This is a genomic window from Noviherbaspirillum sp., from assembly GCF_035627455.1.
GTDB lineage: Bacteria > Pseudomonadota > Gammaproteobacteria > Burkholderiales > Burkholderiaceae_D > Noviherbaspirillum.
Map to the genome: position 1 here is coordinate 1 of NZ_DASPLS010000031.1, position 16,748 is coordinate 16,748.

A 16,748-nucleotide genomic window follows, 5' to 3' on the forward strand; every position below is an offset into this window, starting at 1 on the left:
GGTCATGCCTTCGCTGTTGCGCCAGCCCTGCAGTTGGGAGACGGACACGGCGCTGTCGCAGCCGGCCATGTAGTAGAAACCGCGCTCGGGGTTGTTGATGGTGGCGGTGCTTTCGGTATACCCGACACTCGACATCGGCGCAGGAGCCGGCGCAGGGGCCGGGGCTGGAGCCGGAGCCGGAGCCGGAGCCGGAGCCGGAGCCGGAGCCGGAGCCGGAGCAGGTGCAGGTGCAGGTGCAGGTGCAGGTGCAGGAGCCGGAGCCGGAGCAGGTGCGGGAGCAGGTGCCGGAGCAGGTGCCGGAGCAGGTGCGGTAGATGACAGGGTCTGGGAGATCACCGAGGAGTTCTGAACTGGAAGTTCGGTATTGGTCACCAGATTGATGCCGGCTGGCGAGCCGAGGTCGGCGCGCGCGATCCTGATATCAGCGGAGGTGGTGCCAAGGGTGTAACCCACTGTCTTCACGAAGGTCCATGCCCAATTGCTGCCGCCGGTGCCGGTGTAGCGGTAGAGGTTGCCGTTTTCAACCAGATGGCTGGCCCCGATAGAGCCGAAGCTGAAACCCGTTCCGGCATTGCGGTCGGTATCGAGGAAGACACGCACCCAGGTCGGGGTGCCGGAGAATGGAATCTTGTAATAGACGTTCGTCGCGTCGCTCGTTGCGCTCGGGGCGCTAGCTGCAAAGGTCTGGGTAATCTTGGCAGAAGTCAGTGAGGGCGGATCGGTGTTGGCAATCAGGTCCAGGCCCGCGGTCGAGCCGAGATCGGCGCGCGCGGCGGTGATGGTGGCGATACCATTGCTCTTCGCGAAGCCCACCGCTTTCACATAGCTCCAAGCCCAGTTCGTTCCCGTGCCCGTATAACGATACAGGCTGCCGTTCTCGATCAGGTAGGTTGCGCCGACGGTTCCGACGCGGTAGCCGGTCGCGGCATTGCGGTCGGTGTCGAGGTACGCGCGGATCCAGCTTGTGGTGCTGGAATAGGGAATGCGGTAGTAGACATTGGTTGTGTCATACGACGTCTGGGCGCTGAGGGTCTGCGCCATGACTTGCGGCGCAAGGCAGATACCCGCAGCAATCAGCAGCGCATACGAGCGGCGATAGGGAACCGATGGTTGCTTCGAAAATAGTCGTTTCACGATGAACTTCCTTTTAAAAGGGTGTGACGGGCCGTTCGCCTCCGCCGGAGGCGACTCGATTGGTTGCAATGGAAAGGGGTGCGTGACGCTGCGCCCTCAGGGCGCGTGGCAATCAGGGGGGGTGGTGAAAGCGCTGCAGGCGCGCGATGTCATGGCTGGATCGTTCCAGCATCCGCGCATGCCGGGGAGAGCGGTGCCTCACGCAGCGTGGCACGCTGGTGCGCGCTGCAAGGCATCGCATCGCCCGGGTCAGGAAATGCTGCAGGACGGCGCGAACGGAGTAGCGTCCGCGCAGCGGCGCTTCGCTAATGGGTGACCTTGCGGGTTCCAACTGTTCTACTACCAACTGTTGGTAAGCATCGCGATTAATAAGCTTGCATTGATTCATATTCGTGAGCGACCAACCCACCCGGCGAGTGCGAATCATGCAATTCGCAAATGTCTGGGCAAAAGAATGCCCACGACAGAATCAATCCGCCGACCGACTTTTACAGGTCACATAAAAATTTATTGAAAAGGTTCCGGAGATGACTTCGGGACCGAAGTGTGGAACACGCGAGACAAGGAGACTTTGGTGTCAGCTCGCGGCACTAGGGCTCTGTGTTTCCGCACGAAAATATTACGTGGGGACACTTTATTTCGCAAGGGAAAAAGCGCGATTTTTCTGACTTTATTTTTCGCTTCCTGCGGAACTATTTCCACTTCTTGAAGTTTTGGAAAATCCTTTTGAAACAGGATGTTACATGCGTTGCGAAGATGGTTTGGGGAGGGGTGGGAAACAGCATGAAGCGAGGGTGGGGGTGTGCGTGCGAGGCGCCGATATTTGCCTGAATAATGGGCAGGTCGGCGGTTTTCGACGTGCGCTCAGATGGTCATTCGATGGTTCGGAACGATCGGGGAAATGGATGGCAGCAGAAACGGGCGGGGCTTTCGCGGGTCTCTGCAATAAACTGTCGGTATTAAGGCCTGCCGCGACCTTAGTCGCAGGGGTGATGGCTGAACGGCGCGAACGACATGGAGAGGGGTGATGCGGGCGGCGGCGGGGGCGTGCCAAATTACTCGCTCTGCCGCATCGGCTTTCTGAAGTCGCGTGTATGCAGGGTGTATCCGCCGCCTTCGCTGCGTATGCGCGCGAGGTCGGCGAAGAAGGACTTCAGTGTGTTGCTGACGGTCGGGAAGGCTATCTCATCCCAGGGTATTTCGGATTCGCTGAACAAGGCCACTTCGAGGCTCTCGGTACCCGCCTGATAATCCAGGTCGAGCAGCGTCGCGCGATAGAACATGTGGACCTGATGGACATGAGGTACATTCAGCAGCGAGAACAGCTCGTGCAGCTCGATGCGGGCGCCGGCTTCCTCGTAGGTTTCGCGCAGGGCGGCTTCACTGGTCGTCTCCTCGTTCTCCATGAACCCGGCAGGCAAGGTCCAGTACCCGTAGCGCGGCTCGATGGCGCGCCTGCAGAGCAGAATTCTTGTCTCGCCATCCTGCTCCCATACCGGGATCGAACCGATCACCATTTTCGGATTCTGATAGTGGATGGTGCCGCATTGCCGGCATACGTAACGCGGCCGGTTGTCGTCCGGCGGGACCAGCAACGACACGGGATGCGCGCATTCGGAACAGAATTTCATACGGAAGCGATGCAGTGGTGATCGGTACGCGGCGCGTGCGACGACGTGCGAAGCGCTGCGCGTAAGTTAAGAAGGCGACCAGCACAAGTGTATCACTGCACGAAAAAATAACTTTGCGTTTGCTTTACGTGGCGATACCGGATATACTTCATTTCTTCAGACGCGGGGTGGAGCAGTCTGGCAGCTCGTCGGGCTCATAACCCGAAGGTCGCAGGTTCAAATCCTGCCCCCGCAACCAAGTCTTTTGTCTTATACCTTCCCCGCCCCCATCAGACCTCCAATACATCGGGCGCCGGAATAGCATCAACAGGTTCTCTAACCGGGCGGCATCCACTGATGCCTGTCGTTGACGATAACTTCTGCACATTGCTGGAAAACAAGACGCATAAAAATGAACACAAGTGAGGCGAAGAAAGTCCTCGAGACCGCGTTGCTTTGCGCCCATGAGCCATTGTCGATCAACGACATGAAAAAGCTCTTTGCGGAAAACGGCGAAGCCGACGAAGAGGTCGGTGCCGATACAATCAAGTCGATGCTGGAAGAATTGCGCAATGATTGGGTCGACAAGGGCATTGAAATCGTCGGTCTGTCCACCGGTTGGCGCTTTCAGAGCCGGCCGGAAATGAAGAAGTACCTCGACCGGCTCAATCCTGAAAAGCCGCCGCGTTATTCACGCGCCACCATGGAAACCTTGGCCATCATTGCTTATCGACAGCCGGTGACACGGGGCGATATTGAAGAAATCCGCGGCGTGACTGTCAATTCCCAGACGATCAAGATGCTTGAAGATCGCGGCTGGATCGAAGCCATCGGCCACCGCGACGTTCCCGGTCGTCCCGCGCTGTTTGCGACGACGAAGCAGTTTCTCGATGACCTGGGCCTGACTTCCCTTGATCAACTACCGCCGCTGCAGGAGGTTGCGAAGGAGGGAGGTGTGCAGGGTGGCATGCTGCCGGAGTTGCAGGCGCTCGAGGGTGACATGCAGGCAAGCCTCGATCAGGCTGCCATCGATTTCGCGGCTGAACCTGAAGCCGAAGCTGCTGGACAGGCCGTTAGCGCCGAGGTTGACGCGGGTTCGGTGGCGGTGCCAATGCAAGACGGCGATGAAGTTGTGCAGGGCGTCGAACACGAAGCCGTGCCCGGGGTTACTGTCGAGGAAAGCTCAGCGCTCTCGCAGAACATCGACGAAGAATCGGAGTCTCAGTCCAACGTCGCAGCGGAGCAGTCCGCGTCCATGATGGCGGAACATGAAGAAACGGCCCGCGCGGAGGAACCGCCGGCGGACACGCAGCAAGACAATGCGCCAGACCAGCAAAATCAAGAACCCAACGATGAATCTGCCTATCCACAATGATTCCCGCGCGGTGAATCCCACCGAATCCTCCAGCCGCACTGAGACACGCGAAGACCAGCAGGACGCACGCGGCGAAGCCGCTGCCGGCAGCAACGCCGAGCAAGGCAAGAAGAAGCCCGCCAAGCGCGGCGTGCGCGGCCCGCGCAGTCTGCGTCGCACTCGGACCCCACTACAAGGCGAGGGCGAAGCGGCGCCGGAACGGAGTGCGGCCGATGGCGCGGCAGATGATGCGAAGTCTGGCGATGCGGGCGCCAGCGAGGCCGGCAAGCCGCAGCAGCGCGAAGGGCGCAAGCGCGACGGACGCCAGAAGCCCAGGACTGCGCAAAAGGAGCGTGGCAAGCAGGGCGCCGGCAATGGAAAGCAAAAGCCCGGGGCAAAAGGCGGCGACGCCGAAGATATTTTTTCCTTCGTCACTTCGGATGCTTATGACAATGTCGCCGAAGACGGCGCCGGTGGACGCAAGCAGCAATCCAAGACCGTACGACGCGACCTTACCGCGGAGGATGATGCGCCGAAGCTGCACAAGGTGTTGGCCGATGCGGGACTTGGCTCACGCCGCGACATGGAAGAATTGATCATCGCCGGCCGCGTGTCGGTCAACGGCGAGCCAGCGCATATCGGGCAGCGTATCCTGCCGACCGACCAGGTCCGCATCAACGGCAAGCTGATTCAGCGCAAAGTCACCAAGCGTCCTCCGCGCGTACTCATTTACCACAAGCCGGCAGGCGAAATCGTCAGCCACAGCGACCCGGAAGGGCGTCCCTCGGTGTTCGACCGCCTGCCGACCATGAAATCGGCAAAATGGCTCGCAGTCGGACGCCTGGATTTCAATACCGAAGGCCTCCTGCTCTTTACCACTTCCGGGGACCTCGCTAACCGCTTGATGCACCCGCGTTACGGCATTGAACGTGAATACGCCGTCCGCACCCTTGGCGAACTCGAAGAGGGCATGCGCCAGAAACTGCTGGCCGGGGTCGAGCTGGACGACGGTGTGGCCCAGTTTTCGAAGATTTCCGATGGCGGCGGGGAAGGCGTCAACCGATGGTACCGCGTTACCATCGGTGAAGGGCGCAACCGTGAAGTCCGCAGGATGTTCGAATCGGTCGGCTTGACCGTATCGCGCCTGATTCGTACCCGTTACGGCGCCCTGATGCTGCCCAGCGGGCTCAAGCGTGGGCGCTGGGAAGAACTCGACGAACATGCGGTACGCGACCTGATGGCTGCCAGCGGACTGGAAAAAGCTGCCAGCCAGGGCAAGCCGCGTGGCGACCGCCAGGGCGGCGACCGCAACGGTAACGGTTTCGACAAGAGCCAGGGGCAGAAGCGGGGCCAGGCGCGCGGTAACGTCGCTGGCGGACGCAGCCAGGGCCAGGGGCAGCAGCGCGGGCGGCAGCCGGACCCGTTGCAGACCGCGCTCGGATTCCCGGATGCGGGCAACGGCCGGCGCGGCGGCGGACAGATGCGCATCGGTGTCGGCATGCAGGGAATTGCGCGTCGTCGCTCGCGCGGCTGAACGGCGGCGTGCGTAGGTTAGCATTTCGGAAACACCGGCGCCCTGAGGTTACGGGGTGCCGCGGCTGCATTGCGGTGCGCCAAATAATTGTTTATAATTAGTGAGTTAACAGGGGCCGACCCGCGGCCGAGGGGGTATTCAAGAAGCCACGGTTCGTGGTGCGGGAGCGATAAAAAGATGGGCAGATGCCCATTTTTTTTTTCTTGAACGCTTTTGCCGCATGCGCTTGCATTGCGGCCGGGCGCGGTTACGGAGAATTTGTTTTGCGGTTGCTGGAACTGATTGAAAAAACTGTCTCAGGCATGGGCTACGAGCTTGTCGATTTCGAGCAGGCGGCGCACGGCCTGCTGCGCGTGTATATCGACTTCCCGCCGGAAGAGGCCGACCGTGGAAGCATCACGGTCGACGATTGCGAGAAGGTGAGCCACCAGCTGACGCACATGCTGACAGTGGAGAATGCGAATTACGAGCGGCTCGAAGTGTCGTCCCCAGGCCTGGATCGGCCGTTAAAGAAGTTCTCGGATTATGTGCGTTTCACCGGGCATGAGGCCGTGGTGAAATTGCGCATGCCGATGTCGGCGGCCAGCGTGGGCGGCGCGGCCAACCGCAAGTCCTTCCAGGGGGTCCTGCATGCCCCGGAGGGCGATACGCTGAAGCTGGAATTTGAAGGAAAAGATGGGCCGGCGATGCTGGATTTTACGCTCGCCGATGTGGACAAGGCACGCCTGGTGCCGAAAGTGGACTTTAGGAGTCGCAAAGCATGAGTCGCGAAGTTTTGTTGTTGGTCGATGCGCTGGCACGAGAAAAAAACGTCGATAAGGAAATCGTCTTCGGAGCGCTCGAGCACGCGCTCGCGCAAGCGACCAAGAAACGCTACGAAGGCGAGGTCGACATCCGCGTGTCGATCGACCGCGAGACCGGCGAGTTCGAAACTTTCCGCCGCTGGCACGTGGTGCCGGACGAGGCCGGCCTGCAGTTGCCCGACCAGGAAGTGCTGCTGTTCGAAGCCAGGGAGCAGATCCCCGACATTGAGGTCGACGACTACATCGAAGAGCCGATCGAATCGGTCGACTTCGGACGCCGCTTCGCGCAGGATACAAAGCAGGTCGTTCTGCAGCGTATCCGCGACGCCGAGCGCGAACAGATTCTGCAGGACTTCCTGGCGCGCGGCGATGCACTCGTGACGGGTACCATCAAGCGCATGGAGCGCGGCGATGCGATCGTCGAATCCGGCAAGATTGAAGCACGCCTGCCGCGCGACCAGATGATCCCGAAGGAGAATCTGCGAATCGGTGACCGTGTGCGGGCATACATTCTGCGGATCGACCGCAATGCCCGCGGCCCGCAGGTGATCCTGTCGCGCACCGCGCCCGAATTCATCATGAAGCTGTTCGAGCTGGAAGTGCCGGAAATCGAGCAAGGCCTCCTGGAGATCAAGTCTGCCGCTCGCGATCCCGGCGTGCGCGCAAAGATCGCGGTGTTCACCAGCGACAAGCGCATTGATCCGATCGGCACCTGCGTCGGCATGCGCGGCTCTCGAGTGCAGGCGGTGACTGCTGAACTCGGCGGCGAGCGGGTGGACATCGTGCTGTGGTCGGAAGACCCGGCGCAGTTTGTGATCGGCGCGCTCGCGCCTGCTAACGTGACCTCGATCGTGGTGGACGAGGAAAAACATGCAATGGATGTGGTGGTCGACGAGGAAAACCTCGCGATCGCGATCGGGCGTGGCGGCCAGAACGTGCGTCTGGCGTCGGAACTGACTGGTTGGCAGATCAACATCATGACGGCCGAGGAATCGGCCGACAAGTCCGCGGCTGAAAGCGCGGCAACGCGCAAGTTGTTCATGGACAAGCTGGACGTGGATGAGGAAGTTGCCGGCATTCTGGTGGATGAAGGCTTCTCCAGCCTGGAAGAAATTGCCTATGTGCCGATTACGGAAATGCTCGATATCGAGGCGTTTGACGAGGAAACAGTCAACGAGCTGCGCAATCGCGCGCGCGATGCACTCGTGACCGAAGCGATTGCTTCCGAAGAAGGCCTGGAAGGCATGGAGGATGCATTGGTGAATCTCGACGGCATCGATCGTATAACCGCCGGCAAACTCGGCCTGGCGGGCGTAAAGACGCTGGATGCATTCGCGAATATGGCTTATGACGAATTCGGTTCGATCCTCGCGCTGCCGATCGAACGTGCGCGTCAACTGATTGAAAACGAATTTGAAGATGTGACCGACGATGAGATGAGGCTGATTGACGCCAAGTACGACGACCGGGCACGGGCGTTGCAAGCGAAAGCGCGTGAACTGGCCGAGGTCAAGTGATCCGGACCGCCCCATCAACATCTGCCATGCCACATAGAAAAGAGGACTGAATGGCGAGTACCAACGTAGCCCAATTTGCCACCGAACTGAAGATGCCCGCGGACTTGCTGCTGACGCAACTGCGCGCTGCGGGCGTTGACAAGAGTTCGGCGTCCGATCCCTTGTCCAAGGAGGACAAGGACAAGCTGTTGAATCATTTGCGCCGTGCGCATGGCGCCTCGCCCGATGGCGAGAAGCGGAAGATCACGCTGACGCGGAAAGAAACCACTGAAATCAAGCAGGCCGATGCCACCGGGAAGTCCCGCACGATCCAGGTGGAAGTGCGCAAGAAGCGCACGTTCATCAAGCGCGACGAGCCGCTGGTTGCCGAAGCGCCGGCCGCACCGGCCGCGCCCGTGATCGACGAGGCCGAAGTCGCGCGTCGTGCGGAAGAGGCGCGCCGGCAGGCAGAGCTGATCGCTCGTCAGGAGGCGGAACTGCGCGAAAAGCAGGAACGCCTGGCGAAGCTGGAAGCCGAGAAGGAAGCGCAGGCCAAGGCGATGCGCGAGGCGGCCGAGGAAGCGGAGCGCCGGGAGGCGGCCAATGCCGCTGCCGCCAAGGAAGAGCAGACCCGCAAGGCACTGACCGAGGCGGAAGAAAAGAAGCGCGCAGCCGAAGAGGAAGCGCGCAAGAAGGTTGCCGAGCAGGAAGCTAAAGCAGCCGCCGAGCGCGCGGCCGCGACCGAGCGCGCGCGCAAGGCGGTGGCCGACGAAGTTGCGCAGATCAAGGCGATGATGAGCCAGCCGCGCAAGGTAATGAAGGCGCCGGAACCGGCACCTGCAGCCCCGGCCGCGAAAGCCGCCGAAGGCACGCTTCACAAGCCGGCTGACAAGAAGGGCCCGGCTGACAAGCCGGCGGACAAGAAGCCGGCGGTCGGCGACAAGAAATCGATCAAGTCGGCCAATGTGTCGTCGACCTGGCAGGATGACGCGGCCAAGAAGCGCGGCGGCATCAAGACGCGCGGGCCTGGCGCGGCGCCGACCGGCGGTCGCGACGGCTGGCGCAGCGGTCCGAAGGGCCGCCGTTCGCATGGCCACGACGATCAGCGCGAGTCGAATTTCCAGGTGCCGACCGAAGCAATCATCAAGGAAGTGCACGTTCCGGAAACGATCACTGTTGCCGAACTCGCGCATAAGATGGCGGTGAAGGCTTCGGAAGTGATCAAGCACATGATGAAGCTGGGCCAGATGGTCACGATCAACCAGGTGCTGGACCAGGAAACCGCGATGATCCTGGTCGAGGAAATGGGGCACAAGGCGTTTGCCGCCAAGCTCGACGATCCGGAAGCGCTGCTCGAGGAAGCCGGCACGCACGCCGACGCGGAGCTGCTGCCGCGTGCGCCGGTGGTCACGGTCATGGGCCACGTCGACCACGGCAAGACCTCGCTGCTGGACTACATCCGCCGCGCCAAGGTCGCCGCGGGCGAAGCCGGCGGCATTACCCAGCATATCGGTGCGTACCATGTGGAGACGCCGCGCGGCATCATCACCTTCCTCGATACCCCGGGCCACGAAGCATTTACCGCAATGCGGGCGCGCGGTGCGAAGGCAACCGACCTCGTCATCCTGGTGGTGGCTGCCGACGACGGCGTGATGCCGCAGACCAAGGAGGCAATTGCCCATGCAAAGGCCGCGGGCGTGCCGATCGTGGTGGCGATCAACAAGATCGACAAGCAGGGCGCCAACACCGACCGCGTGACGCAGGAACTGATCGCCGAGGGTGTGGTGCCGGAAGCCTACGGCGGCGAAGCGCCGTTCTGCCCGGTATCGGCGAAGACCGGCCAGGGCATCGACGACCTGCTGGAAAACGTGCTGCTGCAGGCGGAAGTGCTGGAACTGAAGGCGCCGGTCGACGCCCATGCGAAGGGCCTCGTGATCGAAGCCAAGCTGGACAAGGGCCGCGGTCCGGTCGCCACCGTGCTGGTGCAGGCGGGTACGCTCAAGCGCGGCGATGTGGTGCTGGCCGGGTCGTCATATGGCCGCGTGCGCGCGATGCTGGACGAGAACGGCAAGAACATCGCTGATGCCGGCCCGTCGATCCCGGTGGAAATCCAGGGCCTGACGGAAGTGCCGGCTGCGGGCGAGGAAGTCATGGTCATGGCGGACGAGCGCAAGGCGCGTGAAATCGCGCTGTTCCGCCAAGGCAAGTTCCGCGATGTGAAGCTCGCCAAGCAGCAGGCGGCAAAGCTGGAAAACATGTTCGAGCAGATGGCCGAAGGCGAGGTGAAGAACCTCCCGCTGATCATCAAGGCCGACGTGCAGGGCTCGCAGGAAGCGCTGGTGCATGCGATGCAGAAGCTGTCGACCGAGGAAGTGCGCGTGCAGATCGTGCATGGGGCGGTGGGCGGCATCAGCGAATCCGACGTCAACCTCGCGGTGGCATCGAAGGCGGTCATCATCGGCTTCAATACCCGCGCCGACGCTTCGGCACGCAAGCTGGCCGAAGCCAGCGGCATCGACATCCGTTACTACAACATCATTTACGATGCGGTGGACGAGATCAAGGCGGCGATGTCGGGCATGCTGGCGCCGGAGAAGCGCGAAGCGACGCTGGGCCTGGTGGAAATCCGCCAGGTGTTCCATGTCAGCAAGGTTGGTTCGATCGCCGGCTGCTATGTGCTCGACGGCCTGGTCAAGCGCGGCGCCTCGGTACGTCTCTTGCGCGCCAATGTGGTGATCTGGACCGGCGAACTCGATTCGCTCAAGCGCTTCAAGGATGACGTGAAGGAAGTGAAAGCCGGCTTCGAGTGCGGCCTGTCGCTGAAGAACTTCAACGACATCAAGGAAGGCGACCAGCTCGAGATCTTCGAGGTGCAGGAAGTCGCGCGTACCCTGTAAGCCTTCCGGCTTGCACGGGCTCCGTAGCCCGGATGAAGGCGCAGCCGGTCCGGGGACTTGTAAGGTCCCCGGCCCCGCTTCGCAGCATCCGGGCTTTGATGTTTACGAGGTTGCATATCATGGCTAAACACAGCAAATCCATTCCCGGGCGCGGCGTGCGCGTGGCCGACCAGATCCAGCGCGACCTGGCGGAAATCATCGCATACGAACTGAAGGACCCGCGCGTCGGCATGATCACCATTACCGAAGTACAGGTCACGCCTGACTATGCGCATGCCAAGGTATTCTTCACGACCCTGGTCGACAGCGAGGAAGCGGTGCAGAACACGCTGTCCGGCCTGCGCAAGGCTGCCGGCTTCATTCGTGGCCAGCTGGGACGGCGCCTGACCATACATACCATTCCGGAATTGCATTTCGTGCACGACACCTCGACAGTACGCGGCATGGAACTGTCGAAGCTGATCGACGAAGCGAACGCCACGCGTGCGCGCGACGCAGACGACTGACCCGATTGCGCCTACGCGGCGCGCATTTCTTTTATTCGACATGGCGCAGACACCGCCCAAGAAACCCCGCGTGCCGGTGCATGGCGTATTGCTTCTCGATAAGCATGCCGGCGACTCCAGCAATGACGTCCTGATCAAGGCCAAGCGCCTGCTCAATGCGCAGAAGGCCGGCCATACCGGCACGCTCGATCCTTTCGCAACCGGCCTGTTGCCGCTTTGTTTCGGCGAGGCGACCAAGTTTTCCCAGGACTTGCTGGACGCCGACAAGACCTACGAAACAGTGGTGCATCTCGGTGTAACGACCGTCACCGGCGACACCGAGGGCGAAGTCCTGCAACGCATGGAGGTCCAGGTGACGCGCGAACAGATCGAGCAGGTGCTGCTGCGCTTTCGCGGTGCTATCGATCAGGTGCCGCCGATGTATTCGGCGCTCAAGCGCGACGGCAAGCCCCTGTACGAGTATGCCCGTGCCGGCGTGACGCTGGAACGCGAGGCGCGCCGGGTGACGATCCATGCGCTCGAACTTTTGGCCTACGAAGCGCCGCTGTTGCGGCTGCGCGTCGCCTGCAGCAAGGGCACCTATGTGCGTGTGCTCGGCGAAGATATCGGCGCGGCACTCGGTTGCGGCGCGCACCTGAACGCGCTGCGGCGCACCGGCGTGGGCAATCTGACGCTGGACGGCGCGGTGACACTCGAACAGCTTGCGCATACACCCGAAGAACTTCGTGAAGGCTTGCTGGCGCCGGTCGATGCGCTATTGTCCAGTTTCCCGCCCGTGCGCCTTCCGGAAGTCCTCGCCAAACGCTTTCTGCACGGGCAGAGGATTCCACTCGAGAAAGAGGGGGTGGCGGCGCCGCCGTATGAAGGGCGGGTCAGGGTGTACGCGATGGACAACGGCAGCCTGCTCGGGACCGCGCAATTGCTGAAGTACAGCATCCTCGCGCCGGAGCGGCTGATCGCCTCAATCGCAAACGTGTAGCCCTTACATCCCCACTGAAGCTGCCGTAACGCAACTCCTTGAAAATCCAGTACTTTCGCAAGTGCTTGCGGTTCGGCATGCTATACTATCGGGTTCTCCGAATCACGTATTCAAGCACTGGACCGTCATGTCAAATACTAAGCGCGCTCTGCGCAACATCGCCATCATCGCCCACGTCGACCACGGCAAGACCACCTTGGTCGACCAGTTGTTGCGGCAATCCGGCACCTTCCGTGAAAACCAGCAGGTCGATACCCGGGTGATGGATTCCAACGACCTCGAAAAGGAGCGCGGCATCACCATTCTGGCGAAGAACTGCGCGGTCGAATACGAAGGCACCCATATCAATATCGTGGACACCCCGGGCCACGCCGACTTCGGGGGCGAGGTGGAGCGTGTGCTGTCGATGGTCGATTCCGTGCTGCTGCTGGTGGACGCTGTCGAAGGCCCGATGCCGCAGACCCGCTTCGTGACGCGCAAGGCGCTCGGCCTCGGCCTGAAGCCGATTGTCGTGGTCAACAAGATCGACCGCCCCGGCGCGCGTCCTGACTGGGTGATCAATGCGACCTTCGAGTTGTTCGACAAGCTCGGCGCCACCGAAGAGCAGCTGGATTTCCCGGTGGTCTATGCATCCGCACTGAACGGCTATGCCAGCCTCGACGCGAGCGTTCGGGAAGGCACGATGAAGCCGCTGTTCGACGCCGTGCTGGAACACGTGCCGGTGCGCGACGATGATCCGGACGGCCCGCTGCAGCTGCAGATTTCCTCGCTCGATTATTCCTCCTACGTCGGCAAGATTGGCATCGGCCGCATCAAGCGCGGCCGCGTGAAGGCGCTGCAGGACGTGATCGTGATGAACGGCCCGGATTCCACGCCGCTCAAGGCGCGCGTCAACCAGGTGCTCAAGTTCAAGGGACTGGAGCGCCAGCTGGTCGATGAGGCGCAGGCGGGCGACATTGTCCTGATCAACGGCATCGAGGACATCGGTATCGGCAGCACCCTATGCGCGCCGGACGCGCCCGATGCGTTGCCGATGCTGAAGGTGGACGAGCCGACGCTGACGATGAACTTCCTCGTGAACAACTCGCCGCTGGCAGGCCGCGAAGGCAAGTTCGTGACCAGCCGCCAGATCCGCGACCGTCTCGAGCGCGAACTGAAATCCAACGTGGCGCTGCGCGTGACCGACACCGGCGACGACACGACGTTCGAAGTGTCCGGGCGCGGCGAATTGCACCTGACCATTCTCCTGGAAAACATGCGCCGTGAAGGCTACGAGCTGGCGGTTTCCCGTCCGCGCGTGGTGTTCAAGGAAATCGATGGCGTCAAATGCGAACCGTATGAATTGCTGACGGTGGATATCGAGGATGCGCACCAGGGCGGCGTGATGGAAGAACTGGGCCGCCGCCGCGGCGACCTGCAGAACATGGAGCCGGACGGCAAGGGCCGTGTGCGCCTCGAGTATCGTATCCCGGCGCGCGGCCTGATCGGCTTCCAGTCGGAATTCATGACGCTCACCCGCGGCACCGGCTTGATGAGCCACATCTTCGACGAGTATTCACCGGTCGACAACAACAAGCCGGAACTCGCCGGCCGCCGCAACGGCGTGCTGATTTCGCAGGACGATGGCGCCGCGGTTGCGTACGCGCTGTGGAAGCTGCAGGATCGCGGCCGCATGTTTGTCAGCCACAACGATCCGGTGTATGAAGGCATGATCATCGGCATCCATTCCCGCGACAACGACCTCGTGGTCAACCCGATCAAGGGCAAGCAGCTGACCAACGTGCGCGCATCCGGCACGGACGAGGCAGTGCGCCTGGTGCCGCCGATCCAGCTGACGCTGGAGTATGCGGTGGAATTCATCGAGGACGACGAACTGGTCGAAATCACGCCCAAGAGCATTCGCCTTCGCAAGCGCTTCCTGAAGGAGCACGAGCGCAAGCGGGCGTCGCGCGAGGCTGCATAATGGCGTAGCCGGCGCGCGTCGCCGGTTTGCACGAAGAGCCCGGCCGCCCGTGAAGGGCGCCGGGCTGATTTTTTTTCCGGATTGCCTATGCCAATATTGACTTCGCACCAGCGGGGCATCCTGCTGATGATCATCGCGCCGACGCTGTGGAGCATCGCCGGCGTGCTTACCCGTCACCTCGATGCCGCGCGCGGTTTCGAGGTGACGTTCTGGCGCAGTTTTTTCTCGGCGGTCTTCGTCGCCGGCGCGCTGCTGTGGCAGCAGGGCGCAAGCCGCACGGTTGCGACGATACGGGGAGGTGGCGCGCTGGGTGTGTTGAGCGGCATGATGTGGTGCGTGATGTTCGTCTGCTTCATGATTGCGCTCACGCGCACGACCGTCGCCAACACGCTGATCGTGCTCAGCGTGTCGCCGCTGCTGACCGCCTTCCTTGCATGGCTGGTACTCAAGCAGCACATCGCGCCCCGCACCTGGCTGGCGATTGCCGCGGCGTTTGCCGGCATCGCCTGGATGTTTGCCAGCAGCCTTTCCGAAGTCGGCGGGCAGCACCTGACCGGCATGCTGATCGCCGGCGCGGTGCCGGTGGCCGCCGCGGTCAACCTGATTGCAATCAAGCGTGCGGGTCATGGCATCGACCTGATTCCGGCGGTCTTGCTCGGCAGCGTGTTTTCGGCGGCATTGATGCTGCCGATGGCCTGGCCCTTGCAGGCATCGCTGCATGACATCGGCATTCTCGCTGTGCTCGGCTTCTTCCAGCTCGGCTTGCCATGCATGCTGATGGTGCGGGCGATGAAGAGCCTGTCGGCGCCGGAAGTGTCCTTGCTGGCGCTGCTGGAAGTCCTGCTCGGCCCGTTGTGGGCGTGGCTGGGCGCGGGCGAGGTGCCGGCGCGGGAGACCTTGATGGGCGGCGCGGTGGTGCTCGCGGCGCTGGTGTTCAACGAACTGGCGGGGATGAGGAAGGCAGCCGGTCGTGCCGGCGAAATGGCTGGCTCAAGCTGAACAACCCGGCCGGATGTCCCCGGCCGGGCGCGCAGCGGGAGCGGTCAGACGGCGATCGATTCCGACCTTGCTTCCGGTACCGCTTTCTGCGTCTTCAGCACCTCTGCGATCGCGCCGAACAGCTGGTCGATCTGCGGCTTGTCGATGATCAGCGGCGGCGACAGCGCAATGATGTCGCCGGTCGTGCGGATCAGGACGCCCTTGTCCCAGAAGCAACGCAGGAATACGTCGAATGCGCGCGCCGTCGGTTTGCCCGGCACGCCCTCGAGTTCGATGCCGCACACCATGCCGAGATTGCGGATGTCCTTCACATAGGGGATGCCCTTCAGGCTGTGCGCGGCTTCCTCGAAGTAGGGGGCCATCGCGGCGGCGCGGTCGAACAGGCCTTCTTCCCTGTAGACATCCACCGTAGCGATGCAAGCCGCCGCGGCGAGAGGATGACCGGTGTAGGTGTAGCCATGGAAAAACTCGATCGCGTTTTCCGGCGCGGCGTCCATGAACGCGTCGTGAATGTCCTGGCGCACCAGCACCGCGCCCATCGGCACGGCGGCATTGGTCAGGCCTTTGGCGCAGGTGATCATGTCCGGCACCACGCCGAAGTAGTCGGCGGCAAAGGCGCTGCCCAGGCGGCCGAAGCCGGTGATGACTTCGTCGAAGATCAGCAGGATGCCATGCTTGTCGCAGATCGCGCGCAGCTTTTGCAGGTAGCCCTTGGGCGGCAGGATCACGCCGGTGGAGCCTTGTATCGGTTCGACGATCACCGCTGCGACCGTGGCCGGGTCGTGCAGCGCGAGCAGCCGCTGCTCGAACTCATCGGCCAGTTCCGCGCCATGCTCGGGCAGTCCGCGCGTGAATGCGTTGCGGCCGATGTCGAGCGGATGGCGCATGTGATCGACGCCCGCCAGCGCCGGACCGAAATGCTTGCGGTTGCCGGCGATGCCGCCGACCGAAATGCCGCCGAAGCCGACCCCGTGGTAGCCGCGCTCGCGGCCCACGAGACGGGTGCGCAGGCCGTTGCCGCGCACCTGGTGGTAGGCGAGCGCGATCTTGAGCGCGGTATCGACCGCCTCGGAGCCGTCGTTGCAGAAGAAGACGCGATTCAGGCCTTCCGGCGCGATCGAGACCAGGGCGCTGGCCGCTTCGAATACTTTCGGGTGGCCCATCTGGAAGGTCGGGGCAAAATCCATTGCCGCCGCCTGCTGCTGGATCGCGGCGGTGATGCGCGGATGGCAATGGCCGGCATTGACGCACCACAAACCGGAGGTGCCGTCGAGGATCTGGCGGCCGTCGTCACCGGTGTAGTACATGCCTGCGGCGCCGGTGAGCAGCCGCGGCCTGGACTTGAACTGCCGGTTTGCGGTGAAAGGCATCCAGAAATGCGAGGTGTCGATGGTATTGGTCATCGTTGGTTTCCCTTGTGGAGAAATGTTGGCAATGAACGCGCGCGGGTAGTCCGGTGATTACCGTGCCGCA

The 16,748-nt window shown here is 62.3% G+C and carries 12 protein-coding genes and 1 tRNA gene; 10 read left to right on the forward strand and 3 right to left on the reverse strand.

All coding sequences use genetic code 11. The features are described from left to right. Both VEC01_RS05945 and VEC01_RS05950 read right to left on the reverse strand, forming a co-directional pair. The coding region (locus tag VEC01_RS05945; protein ID WP_324899722.1) for a hypothetical protein at positions 1 to 1,134 on the reverse strand (1,134 nt) is incomplete at its 3' end. A gap of 1,055 nt (positions 1,135 to 2,189) precedes the next feature. Continuing rightward, on the reverse strand, positions 2,190 to 2,765 hold the full coding sequence (locus tag VEC01_RS05950) for an NUDIX hydrolase (protein WP_324899724.1): 576 nt from the start codon (positions 2,763 to 2,765) through the stop codon (positions 2,190 to 2,192). A gap of 161 nt (positions 2,766 to 2,926) precedes the next feature. Between VEC01_RS05950 and VEC01_RS05955 the strand changes: the two genes are divergently transcribed. The 10 genes from VEC01_RS05955 (at position 2,927) to VEC01_RS06000 (ending at position 15,275) form a co-directional block, all read left to right on the forward strand. Beyond that, positions 2,927 to 3,003: transfer RNA gene (locus tag VEC01_RS05955), tRNA-Met, on the forward strand. 153 nt (positions 3,004 to 3,156) lie between these two features. After that, positions 3,157 to 4,119 (forward strand): SMC-Scp complex subunit ScpB, encoded by a 963-nt coding sequence (gene scpB, locus VEC01_RS05960; RefSeq protein ID WP_324899726.1) that lies wholly within the window; start codon positions 3,157 to 3,159, stop codon positions 4,117 to 4,119. Then, positions 4,097 to 5,632, forward strand: a complete 1,536-nt coding sequence (gene rluB / locus VEC01_RS05965) for a 23S rRNA pseudouridine(2605) synthase RluB (RefSeq protein ID WP_324899727.1) — start codon at positions 4,097 to 4,099, stop codon at positions 5,630 to 5,632. The genes scpB and rluB overlap by 23 nt, the downstream gene beginning before the upstream one ends. A 263-nt stretch (positions 5,633 to 5,895) precedes the next feature. Beyond that, complete coding sequence (rimP, locus tag VEC01_RS05970; RefSeq protein WP_324899850.1) at positions 5,896 to 6,396, forward strand: ribosome maturation factor RimP; 501 nt, start codon at positions 5,896 to 5,898, stop codon at positions 6,394 to 6,396. Then, positions 6,393 to 7,952 carry a transcription termination factor NusA gene (gene nusA / locus VEC01_RS05975; protein ID WP_324899729.1) on the forward strand — a complete coding sequence of 520 codons (1,560 nt, stop codon included), beginning with the start codon at positions 6,393 to 6,395 and terminating at the stop codon, positions 7,950 to 7,952. Before rimP ends, nusA begins: the two co-directional genes overlap by 4 nt. Positions 7,953 to 8,002: 50 nt before the next feature. Next, positions 8,003 to 10,828 carry a translation initiation factor IF-2 gene (infB, locus tag VEC01_RS05980; RefSeq protein ID WP_324899731.1) on the forward strand — a complete coding sequence of 942 codons (2,826 nt, stop codon included), beginning with the start codon at positions 8,003 to 8,005 and terminating at the stop codon, positions 10,826 to 10,828. 119 nt (positions 10,829 to 10,947) lie between these two features. Beyond that, complete coding sequence (gene rbfA, locus VEC01_RS05985) at positions 10,948 to 11,334, forward strand: 30S ribosome-binding factor RbfA (protein ID WP_324899733.1); 387 nt, start codon at positions 10,948 to 10,950, stop codon at positions 11,332 to 11,334. 40 nt (positions 11,335 to 11,374) lie between these two features. After that, positions 11,375 to 12,313, forward strand: coding sequence for a tRNA pseudouridine(55) synthase TruB (gene truB / locus VEC01_RS05990; RefSeq protein ID WP_324899735.1), 939 nt, complete (start codon positions 11,375 to 11,377; stop codon positions 12,311 to 12,313). A 127-nt stretch (positions 12,314 to 12,440) separates the two neighbouring features. Beyond that, positions 12,441 to 14,276: a translational GTPase TypA gene (gene typA, locus VEC01_RS05995; protein ID WP_324899736.1), complete on the forward strand. Its 1,836-nt coding sequence runs from the start codon at positions 12,441 to 12,443 to the stop codon at positions 14,274 to 14,276. Positions 14,277 to 14,363: 87 nt separating this feature from the next. Further along, positions 14,364 to 15,275 carry a DMT family transporter gene (locus VEC01_RS06000; protein ID WP_324899738.1) on the forward strand — a complete coding sequence of 304 codons (912 nt, stop codon included), beginning with the start codon at positions 14,364 to 14,366 and terminating at the stop codon, positions 15,273 to 15,275. 44 nt (positions 15,276 to 15,319) lie between these two features. Here the strand turns inward: VEC01_RS06000 and VEC01_RS06005 are convergent, their stop codons facing one another. Continuing rightward, positions 15,320 to 16,678 (reverse strand): aspartate aminotransferase family protein, encoded by a 1,359-nt coding sequence (locus VEC01_RS06005; protein WP_324899740.1) that lies wholly within the window; start codon positions 16,676 to 16,678, stop codon positions 15,320 to 15,322. Positions 16,679 to 16,748: the final 70 nt, after the last annotated feature.

Bases quoted from the DNA above. Each gene is read 5' to 3' on its own strand.
- VEC01_RS05950 (WP_324899724.1), bottom strand. From the start codon at position 2,765: ATGAAATTCTGTTCCGAATGCGCGCATCCCGTGTCGTTGCTGGTCCCG.
- scpB (WP_324899726.1), top strand. From the start codon at position 3,157: ATGAACACAAGTGAGGCGAAGAAAGTCCTCGAGACCGCGTTGCTTTGC.
- rluB (WP_324899727.1), top strand. From the start codon at position 4,097: ATGAATCTGCCTATCCACAATGATTCCCGCGCGGTGAATCCCACCGAA.
- nusA (WP_324899729.1), top strand. From the start codon at position 6,393: ATGAGTCGCGAAGTTTTGTTGTTGGTCGATGCGCTGGCACGAGAAAAA.
- infB (WP_324899731.1), top strand. From the start codon at position 8,003: ATGGCGAGTACCAACGTAGCCCAATTTGCCACCGAACTGAAGATGCCC.
- rbfA (WP_324899733.1), top strand. From the start codon at position 10,948: ATGGCTAAACACAGCAAATCCATTCCCGGGCGCGGCGTGCGCGTGGCC.
- truB (WP_324899735.1), top strand. From the start codon at position 11,375: ATGGCGCAGACACCGCCCAAGAAACCCCGCGTGCCGGTGCATGGCGTA.
- typA (WP_324899736.1), top strand. From the start codon at position 12,441: ATGTCAAATACTAAGCGCGCTCTGCGCAACATCGCCATCATCGCCCAC.
- VEC01_RS06000 (WP_324899738.1), top strand. From the start codon at position 14,364: ATGCCAATATTGACTTCGCACCAGCGGGGCATCCTGCTGATGATCATC.
- VEC01_RS06005 (WP_324899740.1), bottom strand. From the start codon at position 16,678: ATGACCAATACCATCGACACCTCGCATTTCTGGATGCCTTTCACCGCA.